Origin of the sequence: Oxyplasma meridianum (assembly GCF_038024865.1) — an archaeon.
Lineage (GTDB): Archaea > Thermoplasmatota > Thermoplasmata > Thermoplasmatales > Thermoplasmataceae > Oxyplasma > Oxyplasma meridianum.
This window is the reverse complement of the sequence record NZ_CP133772.1, coordinates 1,232,285-1,247,386: the sequence shown is the minus strand read 5'-3', so window position 1 is coordinate 1,247,386 and position 15,102 is coordinate 1,232,285. Positions and strand designations below refer to the sequence as shown.

General features: G+C 39.7%; 16 protein-coding genes. 6 read left to right on the top strand and 10 right to left on the bottom strand.

Features of this window, described 5'->3' with window-relative positions; all coding sequences use genetic code 11:
* Window position 1: 1 nt before the first annotated feature.
* The gene (locus OXIME_RS06630) at window positions 2–589 is read left to right on the top strand and encodes an SAM-dependent methyltransferase (RefSeq protein ID WP_393971063.1); all 588 of its coding nucleotides are present in this window, start codon (window positions 2–4) and stop codon (window positions 587–589) included.
* On the opposite strand, the gene OXIME_RS06625 is transcribed toward OXIME_RS06630, so the two are convergent.
* Window positions 584–1,234 carry a hypothetical protein gene (locus tag OXIME_RS06625; protein WP_393971062.1) on the bottom strand — a complete coding sequence of 217 codons (651 nt, stop codon included), beginning with the start codon at window positions 1,232–1,234 and terminating at the stop codon, window positions 584–586. The two genes, OXIME_RS06630 and OXIME_RS06625, sit on opposite strands and share 6 nt — an antisense overlap.
* Window positions 1,234–2,184 (bottom strand): transcriptional regulator, encoded by a 951-nt coding sequence (locus OXIME_RS06620; protein ID WP_393971061.1) that lies wholly within the window; start codon window positions 2,182–2,184, stop codon window positions 1,234–1,236. The genes OXIME_RS06625 and OXIME_RS06620 overlap by 1 nt, the downstream gene beginning before the upstream one ends.
* Window positions 2,185–2,774: 590 nt before the next feature.
* On the opposite strand from OXIME_RS06620, the gene OXIME_RS06615 reads away from it, so the two are divergent.
* The gene (locus tag OXIME_RS06615) at window positions 2,775–2,930 is read left to right on the top strand and encodes a hypothetical protein (protein WP_393971060.1); all 156 of its coding nucleotides are present in this window, start codon (window positions 2,775–2,777) and stop codon (window positions 2,928–2,930) included.
* A gap of 416 nt (window positions 2,931–3,346) precedes the next feature.
* Here OXIME_RS06615 and OXIME_RS06610 read toward each other — a convergent pair whose 3' ends face one another.
* The 4 genes from OXIME_RS06610 to dnaG form a co-directional block, all read right to left on the bottom strand.
* Window positions 3,347–3,943 carry a regulator gene (locus tag OXIME_RS06610; protein ID WP_393971059.1) on the bottom strand — a complete coding sequence of 199 codons (597 nt, stop codon included), beginning with the start codon at window positions 3,941–3,943 and terminating at the stop codon, window positions 3,347–3,349.
* 84 nt (window positions 3,944–4,027) lie between these two features.
* Complete coding sequence (locus tag OXIME_RS06605; protein ID WP_393971058.1) at window positions 4,028–5,845, bottom strand: M61 family metallopeptidase; 1,818 nt, start codon at window positions 5,843–5,845, stop codon at window positions 4,028–4,030.
* 82 nt (window positions 5,846–5,927) lie between these two features.
* Window positions 5,928–7,427 carry an ATP-binding protein gene (locus OXIME_RS06600; RefSeq protein WP_393971057.1) on the bottom strand — a complete coding sequence of 500 codons (1,500 nt, stop codon included), beginning with the start codon at window positions 7,425–7,427 and terminating at the stop codon, window positions 5,928–5,930.
* A complete protein-coding gene (gene dnaG, locus OXIME_RS06595) occupies window positions 7,403–8,749 on the bottom strand; it encodes a DNA primase DnaG (RefSeq protein WP_393971056.1) in 1,347 nt (448 codons plus the stop codon). The genes OXIME_RS06600 and dnaG overlap by 25 nt, the downstream gene beginning before the upstream one ends.
* Before the next feature lie 306 nt (window positions 8,750–9,055).
* Between dnaG and OXIME_RS06590 the strand changes: the two genes are divergently transcribed.
* The 3 genes from OXIME_RS06590 (at window position 9,056) to OXIME_RS06580 (ending at window position 10,786) form a co-directional block, all read left to right on the top strand.
* A complete protein-coding gene (locus OXIME_RS06590) occupies window positions 9,056–10,078 on the top strand; it encodes a TIM barrel protein (RefSeq protein WP_393971055.1) in 1,023 nt (340 codons plus the stop codon).
* Window positions 10,079–10,080: 2 nt separating this feature from the next.
* Window positions 10,081–10,374, top strand: a complete 294-nt coding sequence (locus OXIME_RS06585; RefSeq protein ID WP_393971054.1) for a DUF5611 family protein — start codon at window positions 10,081–10,083, stop codon at window positions 10,372–10,374.
* Between the two features lie 205 nt (window positions 10,375–10,579).
* Window positions 10,580–10,786 carry a hypothetical protein gene (locus OXIME_RS06580; protein WP_393971053.1) on the top strand — a complete coding sequence of 69 codons (207 nt, stop codon included), beginning with the start codon at window positions 10,580–10,582 and terminating at the stop codon, window positions 10,784–10,786.
* A gap of 86 nt (window positions 10,787–10,872) precedes the next feature.
* Here OXIME_RS06580 and OXIME_RS06575 read toward each other — a convergent pair whose 3' ends face one another.
* A complete protein-coding gene (locus OXIME_RS06575; protein WP_393971052.1) occupies window positions 10,873–11,142 on the bottom strand; it encodes an HU family DNA-binding protein in 270 nt (89 codons plus the stop codon).
* Between the two features lie 277 nt (window positions 11,143–11,419).
* Here OXIME_RS06575 and speE point away from each other — a divergent pair, with 277 nt between their 5' ends.
* A complete protein-coding gene (speE, locus tag OXIME_RS06570; protein WP_393971051.1) occupies window positions 11,420–12,247 on the top strand; it encodes a polyamine aminopropyltransferase in 828 nt (275 codons plus the stop codon).
* Window positions 12,248–12,259: 12 nt separating this feature from the next.
* Here the strand turns inward: speE and OXIME_RS06565 are convergent, their stop codons facing one another.
* The 3 genes from OXIME_RS06565 to OXIME_RS06555 form a co-directional block, all read right to left on the bottom strand.
* Window positions 12,260–12,634, bottom strand: a complete 375-nt coding sequence (locus OXIME_RS06565; RefSeq protein ID WP_393971050.1) for a DUF3198 domain-containing protein — start codon at window positions 12,632–12,634, stop codon at window positions 12,260–12,262.
* 131 nt (window positions 12,635–12,765) lie between these two features.
* Window positions 12,766–13,317, bottom strand: coding sequence for an XTP/dITP diphosphatase (locus OXIME_RS06560; protein WP_393971049.1), 552 nt, complete (start codon window positions 13,315–13,317; stop codon window positions 12,766–12,768).
* Window positions 13,314–14,915: a bifunctional N(6)-L-threonylcarbamoyladenine synthase/serine/threonine protein kinase gene (locus OXIME_RS06555; protein WP_393971048.1), complete on the bottom strand. Its 1,602-nt coding sequence runs from the start codon at window positions 14,913–14,915 to the stop codon at window positions 13,314–13,316. The genes OXIME_RS06560 and OXIME_RS06555 overlap by 4 nt, the downstream gene beginning before the upstream one ends.
* Between the last annotated feature and the right edge of the window lie 187 nt (window positions 14,916–15,102).

Here is a 15,102-nt window from a genome sequence, read left to right as displayed (position 1 = left end):
CATGTTAGAGAGAAAGGATACTTACTATTACAGGGCAAAATCAGAAAACTATGCCAGCAGGGCAGCGTATAAACTTAAGGAACTTCAAAGGAAATTTGGAATAATAGGCCCAGGGGAACATGTGCTTGAAATTGGATCTTCACCCGGAGGCTGGACAAAGTATATCGCTGAGGTAACCGGAAAATCTGTTGTTGCTGTTGACATATCTCCAATGAAATACATGGACAATGTCATTTTTCTTAAGGCCGATATTATGGGGGATCAGCTAATAGACAGGATAAGAGACACTCTCAAGGTCCTAGGAAAAGAAAGTTTTCAGGCTGTTCTCTCGGATGCCATGGTAAAGACAAGCGGGAATGGAAGCATAGATCACTCAGCATCCTACATGATAGGGAACAGGGTGATGGAAATAGCAAATATTTTTCTCTCCACTGGAGGTTCCTGCGTCTTCAAACATTTTCAGGGGGACATGACTCAGGACCTCTTCAGGAAATGGAAGGATTCTTACAGATTTTCAAGAATTACCAATACAAGAGCATCAAGACATGGCAGCAGGGAAATATATATGATTTTCAAGGGAAAGCTATAGAACTTTCTCAAATTTGTATCCATTTTTTTCCAGTAAATCTCTTGTTTCATCAAGGAACTCCAGATCGATGTAGGCAAAATGCCTTTTTCCTTTGAGGTTCTCCTTAAGCAGTGACTCTGCAACGTACTGGGACCTGATCTTTTCCACCCTTCCAATACCCTTTATTCTGTTCACTTCATTATTCCACTTTATGACAAAATCTTCTGCAGAGGTATCTTTAAGATCCATCTTCATTATCTTTTTCTTTCTCAAAGAATGCCTGATCAGAGTGAAAGTTTTTACATGCCGGGTATATGTTTTTGAAAAATCGTATTCATTCAGGTCAAGGGCTTCAACAGGAACACTATTTTCTTTGGCATACCTGATTATCTCTATATAGCATGGAGATGGAGTCATAATTTCTCCATAAACGGAAAGCCTCAGCCCGTATACGATCTCAAAATCAGATAGATTCATTTCAAATGGGTCATCCAAAAAAGCCTTCATTCCCTCAACCTCTTCAGGTGAAAGACTTACGCTAAGCTGGTCAGGGGTATGGACCCTCAAAGCATCCCGAAGGCTCTTTCCGTCCCTTATGAGCCCTTTGATTCCGACAAAAAGATAGAAATATCTGTTGCTGTTATACTCAAAAACCTGGTAAAGCATTATGACACTGCACTCTTCTTGCTATGCAATAATCTTATTAAATCATCTGGATCGTATGCTTTTTTAAGTTCGTTCAATGTAACCAGGGGGCAACCACCAAGGTTATCTTTGCTTGTCTCTTCCCTGGTTATTATCAGGGGCTGCTGCTCAAATATGTCACTGACATTTTTTATTGCATTTGCTCTTTCCGGCCTGGAAAGAACATTCTCAAAGAGTCCCACCAGCATCAGTGCTTTTATGGTTTCGAATACAACAACGTCAAAGGGAGATCTGTTCATGGATTCATACATATAGCCAGTTCTCCTTATTATGCCTTCAAATTCGCTGACAAAGGGATCTTGGTTCCTTATCTCCTCAGAAGATCTGATCATCTCAACGTTAAAAAGATCTATTGCTTTCCTGAAATCTGTTCTCAGTATCTCCTCCAGCTTCAGGAAAATATCAACAGTCGCAGCGTTTCCAGATTCGTAAAGAGAGATTGATCTTCTGGAAATTCCCACTCTTTTAGAGAGGTTTCCTATTGACATTCCACTCTTTTCTCTCGATCTGTGTAGCTCCATTCCGTTTATTGATATGTAAAATCCTCCAGGTCCAGAATAGACATAGAGCTGATCCCCTTTCATATAATCTGCAAATGTGTCAAGGGACAATATGGGAACACCGTGCCTGTAATATACAACGCCCTGTTCAAGATTGCCACTTCCGCATTTTTCTCCAACAACCATAGCTGCGGCACCTGTTATTTTGGAAAACTTCTGAAGTTCTACAGCATTTGCTAAACGAAGTGTGTCAATGTTCTGAAGTACCTTCAAAATAAATTTCTGATCTTCTCTCTTGGCGACTATGTCAAAGCTCACTAACCCTTTCAATTCGGGCTCTGAGACTTTGAAACCTTCCTTGGCAAGGATATCGTATAGCCTGTGAATAACCACTCTTCGATGATCGTCCACGATTAATATGTATAAATTATAGTATAAAATATTTTGTGTTGATCGACATTGTCAAGATCCCATTGATATGTATCTATGATACCATCCATACGAGAAACTTTGAAACTATGGAGGAAAACAACTTAATGCTGAAAATTTCTGATCCCCGAGAAGGCATTAGGGGAAGCTTGAGTGATAATTCCTTCTCTTCACCCCGACTAGCTTCAGGAAGTTGCTTCAAGATAATTCCCTTCGCCAATTCAAATAAGGTTTATGCCATAATCTATTTGGCTTTCATTCATTCCCCTTGAGAAATTAGATTTTTCCATCAATTTGGTTAAATAGAGCGTCTGGATTTATAAACATGGAAAATTAAGAATCGTAATCTGTTCAACTAGCTGAATTTTATGACAGGACACGCAGATCACCCTTAAATGAGCAGATCCATGCAATCATAACGCAACTAACGGGTCAAAATCTGTTCGCGAGAGTGGTGTAGGAACAGGCGGAATAGCCATTTCCTTACAGATGAATGGATTTGATGTTACAGCCACAGAAATATCGGTAAGAATGCTTGAAAAGGCAAGAGAAAAAAACTGCAGCATCTTGTGATGGGAGATGCAAGAAAACATTCTTTCCTGGACTCTAGTTTTGACGCTACCTTATTACTGTACCTCTTTTACCTGATTAAGGATAACAGGAAAGTAATGCTGGTGGCTGGTAGAGTTACAAGAGAAATGGTAATGCCCATAGTCAAGGAACACTAATCTGAGGATGGGGCGGAGAAAAGAGATTATTAGGATTTTCACTGAAATCTCTGACAAGATGGGTTAAAGGGTGGATTCAAGGAGTTTTTTAAAACGCAGGAAGGATTCAGTCATATCAGAGGTTTTTAAACCTCCATAAAAATACTTATATATCGGGACAAAGATACTGTAATCCTGGAAAATTTTGCCCATAGGTTCAGATATTCTTCCAGATACATCTCCATGACTAAACCTATTCCTAAAAGAGATCCGGAAAAAATTATGGATGTATTGAAAAAAGAGGTATGCAAAATAAGCATTAAGCCTTAAAAAGCAAATACCGTTGAATATCCGTTTGTCTGGAATCCAAAATAACTGGTTTGAAAATCATTTACTTGAACTTTTATTTAGATAAAATCATCATTAATCAGAACTGATCAGATGTACTCTTCCTGCTGAAGATCGCTTGATAATTTGCTTGGGCATATTTTTACCAGGCATTTCTCGCATAACAGATAATCCGGATTATCCGAGGGGGAACTCATAATTATCTGCCTGACCCCATCTATTTTCTCTAACTCGGCAAAAACCTTTGCAGGTACTGATTTGTGGAATATGGCCCTTATAATTGTTTCATCTTTGTAAGAGTTCCTACCATAAAGTTCCTTCATGTAGCATCCATACTTTCTGAAGGTATCCATTGATCCGTTGAGAACCTTTGAAAAATAGCCTTGCTTTGCACGAATTGTTACAACCTGATCTCCCATAAGGGGAGCTATCCTGCATATGTCTGGCGCAGAATCAATAAGCGACATCACTGATCTTATCTCCTCTCTCCCCTCAATGAGCTTTATTGTATCGTATACTGTTCTCCTGTTAACATTTAGCGCCTTGGCAAATTCGCTTATAGGTATCTCTATATCTCTTAGATATAGGCATCCCTGGTTTACAGAGATTCCTCTGGAGTACATCCCTTCAACAATCTTCCTCTTCACGGGATAATCCTTAAAATATTCCTCCAGAATAAGCAGCATTCCACTATGTCTAATTGTTTAAACTATATAGCTTAAACGGTTTTGAGAGATAATAAAAATGTCAAAATTTAAAAAATATGGGACTCATCCCTTCAGGAATTTATCCAAAAAGAGTTTCTGTCTTTCTGTGGGTGCGTCCCTAATAACCGCTTCATAGAGATCTGGAATGGGATCCTCCAGTTTCGTCTCAATATCCATAAGGATGCCTTTCCTGAAAAGGTGAATTCTTACAGTTTCTCCTGATCTGAAATCCGTGAGTTTCTCAACCTTTAGTTTTTTGTAATCCTCTCTGATAGGTTTCAGGAATCTGTCAGAAAACCTGTATCCATTTATTGCCACTACCTCGTCACCTGGGCTGAGACCCGACTTGAATGCAGGGGACCCCTCTATTACAGTTTCAACAGTGTTCCTTGAACCATTTCTAAATATTGATCCCAGGTATGGCGATCCTTCCGGAAACTCCTCAGCATTTCGGAAGCCCTTTTTAATACTTATTCCAAGCTTTTCCAGTTCACTCTGGAAATCAATGGGATCTGTTGATTTCACAAATCTTGCATAAAAGTCAGTGAAGTCTGTGCCTGTCACCTCCCTGATGGCAAGAAGCAGGTCCTTCTCTGTATATCCTTTCCCATCCTTGTTGTACTTGTCAAACAGGTGTCTGTAAAGATCATCGAGGCTCTTCTGTCCCTTTGTTGCTTCAATCATTCTTACATTTAAAAGGAACCCCAGCATGTCACCTTTTGTATAATACGAAATATAGCTGTTAAAGTTGTTTGGTCCAGGCCTGTAAAGTTTTATCCACGCATCAAAGGAGGATTCATAGGCTGATGTAATCAGTCTCCCAGGCTGCATTTCATAAAATCTAACAGTTTCCATAAAGTTCTTTAAGAAATCCTTCTGTGTAAGAAGTCCGGATCTTAAAAGCATCATCCTGCCATAATAGTTGGTAAAACCCTCTGCCATCCAAAGCATAGAGGTGTAATTCTCCTCCTTGTAGTTAAATGGTCCCAGTTCAGCTGGCCTGATTCTCTTTACATTCCAGAGATGGAAATATTCATGAGAGACCACGCTGAGAAATTTCTTGTAACTCTCAAATGGGGCAAATGTGAATCTGTCAACATCTATTGTTGTGGAATTCAGGTGTTCCAGACCACCACCGCTATCTTCCTCAGAAAGAAGGTGGAATATGAATACATATCTCTTGTAAGGAAGATGCCCAAATATTTTCAGATAGGCCTCCACTGTCTTATGAATATCTGCTTTGATCTTTTCCTCATTCTCATTTCCATGTCCGTAAAGAACTATTTCATGTTCCTTTCCTTCTACATTGAAAAACAGGCTTCTGTGGTTCCCTATCTCTATAGGTGAATCAACAAGTATATCAAAATTTGTTGCCCTGTACCTGAAATCGCCCACTTTTTCAAGGCCGGTTGAGATCTTCCAGTCCCCCCAGGGTTTTATTATGAGTTCTGCGGTCTGATCTTTGTAGCCTTCAATATAAAGGAATATGTTGGTACCATTAAGGTACCCGTGGGAAGAGTCCAGATGGCTGGTGTGTACTGAAAGATCATGGGCAAATACCTCATAGGTGATCTTTACATCTCTGAACTCCCCGTTTGCAACCTTCCAGGTTGATTTATCCTTCTTTGAAAGTTCAATATTCTCACCTGTTAGTGCAGCTGCCTTAATTTTTCTAACATGTCTTGCAAAGTCCATTATCTCGTATGAACCGGGAGTCCAAGCAGGCATTGTGACAGACATGTTGTCTTCCGAATAGTCCTCTATTGTCATTGTGACCCTGAAAAAGTGTGTCTCGGGGCTTTCCATTTCAAGAAGATAAGATAGTTTCATTATGTATCCTTGACTGGTGAGTATTATAACAAAATAAAACTTTTTGACCATATTTTTACCCGAATAGGAAAAAACGGATATGGACTACCAGGTAAATAAAGAATTAATAAACTAATTAACTAAAGGAGAAAGATCAGTCGTAAGAACGATCCTGCCTGAAATTGTGGTAGTTTGCATAATATTCCTCTCCTTTCTGGGAAAGTGTGTTCTCTGAGGAAAGTGCTGCGCCCATATTTCCATAATATTTCTTTATCTTCTCTTCAACTGGAAGGTATGTCTTCAAAGCTTCAATCACATCATTCTTTTCAATGAGATCTCTCTCATCTCCAACAGCAATATCACCGGAAGCCCTAACTAGACCGCCAAGTTCCCTAAGCCTCAATGTCAGTGCATTATCCTTTTTGTCAATCTCCATTGCCCTGCGTTTTCCCTCTTCGACTATTAGATTTGCTGCTTCAATAGACATATGGGGAATTTTGCCATCCATAATGATCTCCTGCGCTATAAACTGCAGATATTTCATACGATTTGTGGGATTATCAGGCATTGTTACCTCCATCAGTATTTCATATCCGCTACCTACAATTCTGGACCTCAGTGGACTGAGTATATACTGCAGGTCATTTATGTTGCATGCTGCCACAAGTATGAAATCAGCAGGTACATTATCCACTCTTACGCTTGCCCCTGCGCTCTGAGGATTTCTTCCGGTTATAGGAAAATGCCTTTCCTGCATTGCAGTAAGTATAAATCTCTGAAGGTTCCCAAGGTGGGAAATCTCATCAATGAACAGGACCCCTTCGTGTGCCTCGTGCACGGAACCTGCAATAACTCTTTCATAGGGAAGTGTTCCAAGTTGAGGATGTCCTCCATAAGGATCATGCCTCACATCTCCAAGAAGTTCAGTCTCGCTTGCCCCTGTTGCAAGTATGAAAGGCTTTCTGTCAATGGGCACTATAACTTTGCTGGGGCTCTTCTTCTCTATTTTTCTTTTTCTTTCCAGTGTCTTTTCGTCCAGAACTCTTATCTTGTCATTATGCCTTTCATAAACAATAACTTCTTCCCTTTCCCCTATCTTTCTGGTAGAAGTGACTTTTTCTGTGTTGTTCTGGACTCCAAAAGCTGCCCCAATGACATTGAAAACGTCGCCGAATGGGCCCTGTGTAACAGTCTGCACCTTTGGATTATTGCAGTTGGGACATGTGTTTTCGGAGGCAGAAGAATAGAATCCACACTTCTGGCATCTAAACCCAAGTCTTTCCGCTACAGATACTGGCACATCCTTTGGGTCTAAAAGATCCCCCTCTACCATATTCATCTCTTCTTTTTCCTGCACAATCTGCGTTCTGCTTTTAACTTCTATAAAAGGCCTTTCCGGATACTGAGGATTGTGAACCACTCTTATCTCTTCCTGGGGTGGCGGTATGTAAAATGAAATTGATTGTGCTATCATGGATTTGCCAACACCTGGCGGACCTACAAGTAGCAGATGCCTCCGTTGCTTTGCAGCTACCTTGGCCATTTTAACGGCTTCGTCCTGGCCTATAACCATCTCAAGAGGATTTTTAGGAATCTTTATGTACGAGGTATCAGGCAGATTTTTCAGGTCTATGCCTGCATATGGTGTTCCCATGAAACCACTCTTACCTCCGCAGGTTTCTTAGTCACGTGCCCCATTCTTGCCCCATAAATGTTTTTGATGCCAGCCTGATAAGCTATATCGATGAGCCTTTGTGAAATGACTCCTCCTGTTATTAGTGTCTTTGCATCTTTTATTTCAGGTATTTTCTCAACTGTTTCAGCAAGTGGAACCGTTGCAATTGCCTTTCCATCCTCACCATATATCTCTGTGAGTTTGTTTTCATTCAACAGATTTCCTTTTCTCTCAATGGCTTTTGGATTCTGAAGGTCAACAAATCCCGGAACATCCTCTATCGCAACTTCTTTTGGTTCCGGTTCAGCCTCTCTCTCTTCTCTTCTTTCCTCCCGTCTCTGTTCCCGCTTCTCCTCCTGCCTGTCTTTTCTCTCCGGTTTTGGTTCCTCAGCAGGCATCTCTAGCTGTTTCTTTCCATTCTTTCCGGATTCTGCAGCATTTTTTTGAACAAGTTCTTTGAGCTCCTCGCTCATTCCCCTCATAGAAAGATACTGTTCAACTGGAGTCTTGTATCTCAAAGCTTTGACTATCTGTTTGTAGGTCAGTTCCTCTACTTCAGTTCCAGGTGGTGCTCTCGATACAAAATCTATTTCAGCCACCTGAAGCATTTCCTTTAAAATAAGGTCTCCTCCACGGTCTCCATCCAGGAAAACAGTAACAGTTCTTTCTCTTGAAAGTTTTTGCACAGTCTTAGGTATGTTTGTGCCCTGTACTGCAATTGTGTTCTTTATCCCGTATCTCAAAAGGTTGAGTACGTCGCTCCTGCCTTCAACAACTATTATTGAATCAGAATCCTTTATGGCTGGACCGGCAGGAAGCCTCTCCTCTCCATAAGATATGATCTCACCCTTTTCAACCTCTTCCCTAACGGAGTTGACTATACTTTCACTGACGCTTTTGCCGCTGTCGCTCATCTTCTTATAAAGTGCTTCAGCCCTCTCTATGACTTTTTGCCTTTTCTGTATCCTTACATCCTCGATATTCTCAATTTCAACCTTTGCTTTGCATGGGCCAATCCGGTCAATGGTTTCAAGTGCTGCTGCGAGAATTGAACTCTCAACCTGGTCAAGTCCAGATGGTATGAGGGCGAAGCCTTCAGTCCTCCCTTTTTTGCTATCTATCTCAACTTCGATTCTACCGATTTTGCCGCTTTTTTGGAGGTCCCTTAAATCAAGTTCCTCCCCGAGAAGTCCTTCAGTCTGGCCAAATATGGCTCCAACTACATCAGGTTTCTCAACCACCCCATCCGTAGCTATCTTTGCTTTTATCATGTATTTTGTTAAATTTGGATCTACATTCATATTGATCACCTAATTTATTCGAAATGGATGTAATGTAAGAAATTCCGTTCCTTTTGATTACCACCATCACAATCGTATGCTCTCGGAATATTTAAGACTTGGTAGTCTGTATCCGGTTCCTGAAAACAATGCATTTTTATATTATAATCTCTGTCTAATTGTTCATGATTCAATATTTCGATTCAAAGGACGTTTCAGCCAAATTTAATTAACATGAAGCAGAGGGGAGTTGTTAGGCAGAAATTAGCCAGTGTTAGCTCTGATAAACTTATATAAGTTGTAATCATGAAAGGTATAGATTTATTTATGATCAGATTTGGTGTTGCTGGAATTCCCTTGACAAGCAAGGGAAGGACATTTATAGAATCAGTTGAGGATGCAAACAATCTCGGTTTAAATGCACTGGAGATCCAGCTTCTTAGGGTAAATGTAGAAGAGAGGCCTGCGCTGGAATACAACGGATTGTCGCCAAGAGATGTTGACACATCAATTATAGTTGATATTCTGAGGCAGGATGAAGACGGAAACTACAACAGCATTGGTATTGACAACATAATTGAGGAAGATGATATAGTTCAGGAGCTTTTCTGGAATATGGCAAAAAATTACTCCGATCTTGACGAAGGAGGAAGACTTGCCAAGGAGCTTGATGTGCAGCTTTCCATTCATGCTCCCTATTACATGGATATGCTTTCAGATAGTGAAATGGCTGACAAATCATACAACCATCTCAAATGGTCACTCATAATCGGAAAAGCAATGAATGCAAAGAGGACTATTACCCACACGGGGTTTTATCCAAAAGACAGGAAAATGGCTGTTAAGAGGGCTACTGATTTCTATGGAAAGATTTCTTCCGAACTGAATCCATCAAAAGGCTATCCATATATTGGGGTGGAATGCTCGGGTAAAACAGAAATTTTTGGTACAGTCCAGGATCTGATGGCCATTTCTAAAAAAGTGAAGAATATAGAACCAATCTTGAATTTTCCACACGTTCATGCAGTTACAGGGGGATCACTAATAGAGATTAAGGATTTCGAGGCTCTGATAAGTGAATTTTCAAAATACTCAAAGGGCGATCTTTATATGGAATTTTCAGGAGTTGAATATGAGGATAACAACGAGACAAAACTTACTGCCATTAAACATGGAGATCTCAAATTTGAGACACTTACTGAGGCACTTATAGATTACCAGGGCGATTCAACTATAATTTCATCATCACCTCTTCTTGAACATGATGCCCAGTACATGTATCTCATATACCTCAGGACTCTTTCCAAAAAGCTTCAGAGAAAAGCAACTATGAAAAAACAGGTGGCCTAAACATGGCACGGGAGTATCCGGTAAAAAAAGGTATGGACACATCCATTGAAGCAATCGCTGCAAAGTGCAGGGAATTCTCGGAAAACGTTAGAGTATCACAGAACAGTGTTGAACTGTCAATTCCAGGAATTAAAAGACTTGAAATATGGGTAAAAGGGAAAAATCTGGCAATTGAAACTGAAAATGATGAAAATTTCAAGGATTTCGCGCAGACAATCAAAATATATAACAACTTGGTTGAAAGCATAACAGGCTACTCTTCAAAGGAGAGAAAAAAGAAGTTCAGCAAGATCTGACTTTACTGTTTTTAAACGTAATTCAATTACTTACAAATAATTTTGATCACGAAGGCCACTGATCTTGATAAGTTGAATAAGTTCTATCATTTATAACCTCATATTGTTTATAAAAATAAGAACGTCTGGTATTCCTTTGACAGTCGGCCATATATGGACCGACTACTAGGAATAAATTTTTTATAGATCCTTAAATGACAATTTTATGATCAATAGCTACCTTAGAAATTACAATAGCCCGGAATGGAGAGTAGGAAAGATGGTAAGAAAATTCGATGGGCAAAGATCAGAGAGTTTGATATTGCCATCAGTTTCAAGATCATTGCAGATAATCTCATGGAAATATCTAACTAAAATCAGGAAAAGCTTCGAGGGATATGATGAAAATCTCCCTTTGCTAAATACCACATAACATAGTTTGAAATGAAAAAAACAAAATTAAATATTCAAATTGTTTTAAAAATATTAATCAAAATGGGTAAGCAAGTTAAGTAAAAATTACTTGTACTTTACTTTGCTTGATGCCCTGAAAACAAACTTCTTCTTGGAAGGGACCTCAATTATTTTCTTGGTTTGTGGGTTTCTGGCCTTTCTTGCCATCTGAGTCCTTCTCTCGAATATTCCAAAGCCCGCCAGATTGATTTTCGATCCTCTGTCGGTTTCGGACACAACACTGTCCAGGAATGTCTTTATAACATTTCTGGCAACCTTCTGGGTTGTGTTTGTCTTTTTGGACACGGTTTTCGAAAGTTCACTTATTCCTACCATGTCATTCCTCCGCTTTGATAATATACTTCCTTATATTAAAATATTTGTATCGGCGATTTATTAATTCGCAAGGAAAAAGGAGTTAAGGGATATATGACTTTTAGTATTAAAATTTTAGAATATTAAAAAATAGTCTAAACTATTTAAAAATTACCATATATCGGTACAAATAAGCTTTTCCATAATATAATTAGTACGAAAAATTTCGTTTAACTTTTCATAATTTACATCCTTCTTTACATAATTCTTAAAATACACTTTAAGTATATTCCATTTCGTGAAACTCATAGAAAACTGGTTTTCGGAAAGGTATTCAGAGAATTTGCAATTATCATTCAGAGTAAGTGATCAGCTACTTTCAGTCAAGACTGATTATCAGAGAATCGACGTATTCGACACATATGATTTCGGTAAGCTCCTTGCAATAGACGGTACAGTTCAGCTCACAGAGAAGGATGAATTCGTCTACCACGAGATGATCACTATGTTTCCCTTCTATCATATGGATAAACCACCGAGAAAGGCTCTGATCATAGGTGGAGGTGATGGTGGAGTTGCCGGGCAGCTTATTAAGATGGGGCTGGAAAGCGTGATCAATATAGAGATTGATAACCAGGTGGTTGAGGTTTGTAAAAAATATTTCCCTGACCTTGCAGATTCATTTACAAGTCCTAAAGTCGACCTCAGGATAGAGGACGGCATAAAATTCATGAAGTCCAGTGCTGAAAAATTCGATCTGATTATAGTTGATTCGACAGACCCGGAAGGTCCAGCCGAAGGTCTCTTTGGCCAGGATTTCTACCGGGATGTCAAAAACAGGATAAATCCGGGGGGCATAGTTGTGGCCCAGTCAGGATCTCCTTTCTATCAACCTAAGGCTCTCAAGATGGCTTACAATTCTGCCAGATCCGTATTTAAACATAGTATTGTATACACTGCGTTCATTCCAACATACCCAAGTGGATTCTGGTCTTTCACAATGTCGTCAGATAGCGAAATGAAGCCATCAGGAGAGGAGATAAAATCTGGGAAATATTTCAATTCATCAGTATTGAAAGGCGCAACCCAGCTTCCTGAATTTGTAAAAGTAATCCTTTCCGAATAATCCTTTCTGGAGTTATTTTATCTTCCACCTTTCTTTGGCTTCTGCGAGTCTTTCCTTATAAGTTGTTCCAAGGCGCTGCGAAATTGCCTCAAGTTCTTTTATGTTTTTAATAAAACCGTATTTGCTGTCGCTTTCTACAAGTTGCCTGAATTTTGACACATCCCTCATTGTTTTTGCATAAAGGTAAACAAAAAGTATTGTCATTATTATTCCTAGAGTAAAAATCCAGTAGTTCCAGGGACCGGCACTCTTGAATGTGATTCCGTTGTCTATCAGAACCTTATTTCCAAATATAAGATCGTTTGAGCTTATTACGAACAATGTAAGTCCGATTGCCATCAGTATGATATATATGTATGTCTGAAAATCCTTAATGTGAAATGCCATTATAGTCTCCCGTGCATGAGATAAAAACAAGTTATTTATCTTTCGCATAGAACAATGGTTAAGATATTTAGCTTTAAAAATAGAGTATTGTTTTAAAGGAAGATATTTTCGTTAATTTTTCAAATCATTACTCACCGATTTTCTTTCTTCAGGTGATCTATAAATTTTTGAACGGCAATTGATCTGTGAGATATTGCATTTTTTTCAGGTATGGTCATCTCAGCAAGAGATTTTTCATATCCTTCAGGTATGAATATGGGATCATATCCGAAACCGTTACTTCCCCTCTCCGTATAACTGATCTTGCCTCTTAGTTCTCCGGAAAACTGTATTATTCCCGCTCCGTCCCAATAGGATACAACTGTAAGAAAAGTTGCATCCCTTCCATTATTGTGAAGAAGCCTCAATATACCCTTGTTTCCTATTGTTTTCTGGACGTATGAAGAATATGGGCCAGGAAAACCATTAAGAGGATCAATAAAAAGTCCAGTGTCCTCAAGAAAGAATTTTCCATCCACTTTTCTGGCTATTTTCGTACAACTGTCTCTGGAGATTTCTCCGGTTGAATCAGCCTGAATCTCTTCATATTGAAGCTCAATCCAGTCAATATCAATTTTGTTCGCTTCCATCATCTCTTTTACTTCCTGAAACTTATTCCTGTTGCTTGTTACAAACTTAATCAAACGTATCTTCTCCTTTTTTCCATTTTCTCAAGCGTTTCAATGATTTCTTTTCCCCTAGCAGACCATCTTAAATATTCGTCCCTTATGGATCGGAGTGTTCTGTTGCTAACATCATGTAGTGCCTTCAGGCTTTCAGATATCAGAAACAGGTCAGTGGCAAAATCCTCATCTCCGGGAGAAAGCGATCCCATGCTTGGGTCAATGAAGTACAACTTTTCCTTGATTACTATAATATTGTTTGGCGTCAGATCTCCATGAGACATCATGTGGGAGTGAAGATCAGCAATTGATTTACCAATCGAGGCTATTATTCCGCTGTCTATTCCATTTTCCCTGAGGTATATTTCCAGCGTGGGGGCTGGAAGCCTCTCCATAATTATTGAAAAGTTTTCCTGATTGACATCATAAAGTACTGGTGATTCAGTTCCCACCTCGTTCATACGTTTAAGTATTGATCCTTCATTTTTAAGTCTCGCAGTCCTTATCTTTCTATCAAGCTGGCTGTTTCTGTAACTCTTTGCTATCCTCTCCTTTGTCAAAGCAGGCCTCCCAAAGAAATCAGATTCGTATACCCTTGATTCTGCTCCGGAATAGCTGTATGAAAAATTATTGCTGCTCTCTATCCACGGTGCCTCAACCTCATCAATTCTGAATCTCGGGTTTATTCCTGTATTTTCAATTTTTTCTCTCATCCCTTTTTCATACATCAGCAAACCTGCCTGTGCTATCATTGCACCGTTGTCCATGCAGTACCTTTCATCTGTCAGGTAGGCACTCATTCCAGCTTCCTTTGCCATTGAAGAGACCATTTCCCTAAGTCTGTGATTTCTTGCAACTCCGCCTGCCAAAAGGATCTCCCTTTTGTTTGTATAATAAAGGGCTCTCTCTAGAACCTCAGTTAACATTGCAAAAGAAACTTCCTGGATACTGTAACAGACATCTTCCATGCTTTCACCTTTACTCAGGAATGCAAAAGCTGCAGTAAGTATGCCTGAAAAAGAAGTCTCCATCCCCTTCACAGAATATGGTATCTCCAAAAGTTTTGAACCTCTTCTGGCAAGTTCCTCAATTCTAGGTCCACCTGGGAAAGGGATTCCATTCTCTCTTGCAAATTTATCCAGCATATTCCCGAGGCCTATATCAGTTGTTTCACCAAGTACACGATATCTTCCCCTCAGGTGGGCAATGACCTGGGTATTCCCACCTGATACGTAAAGCATCACCGGGTCAGCAGCTTTGCTCAATTTCCGACCTATTTCAACATGACCCAGAGGGTGGTTCACTCCCTGGATAGGTATTGAAAATTTAAGTGAAAGGGTTCTGGCAGCAGTTGCTACCACTCTGAGGCATGGTCCCAGGCCAGGTCCTTGTGAGAAAGCGACCAGGTCTATATCTTTCATTGTAAGTCCAGACTCGGCCAGTGCCTTCTCAATTACAGGAACAATATGGTCAGCATGGTGATCTGCTGCCTCTCTCGGATGTATACCTCCTCTGGGTGGAACATATGAGGATGAGCAGTTCGAGAGAATACTGTTGTCATCCACTATGCCACAGCTAACAGTATGCGCTGTACCTTCAAGTCCCATTACAACAGGCACAGTTCAGGGAATACACACTTCAAGAAAATGTTATCTATGGTAAAGAAAAATAGATGCCTGATCTGGGACACGGTTGAAAATATTCAAGAAAATCACAAATAAAGGTCCAACTCGAAATTCTGTGGTCACAGGTATAATTTTATAAATAAGAAATTAATTGGGAAAGACCCGCAAAAAATGTGGAGAA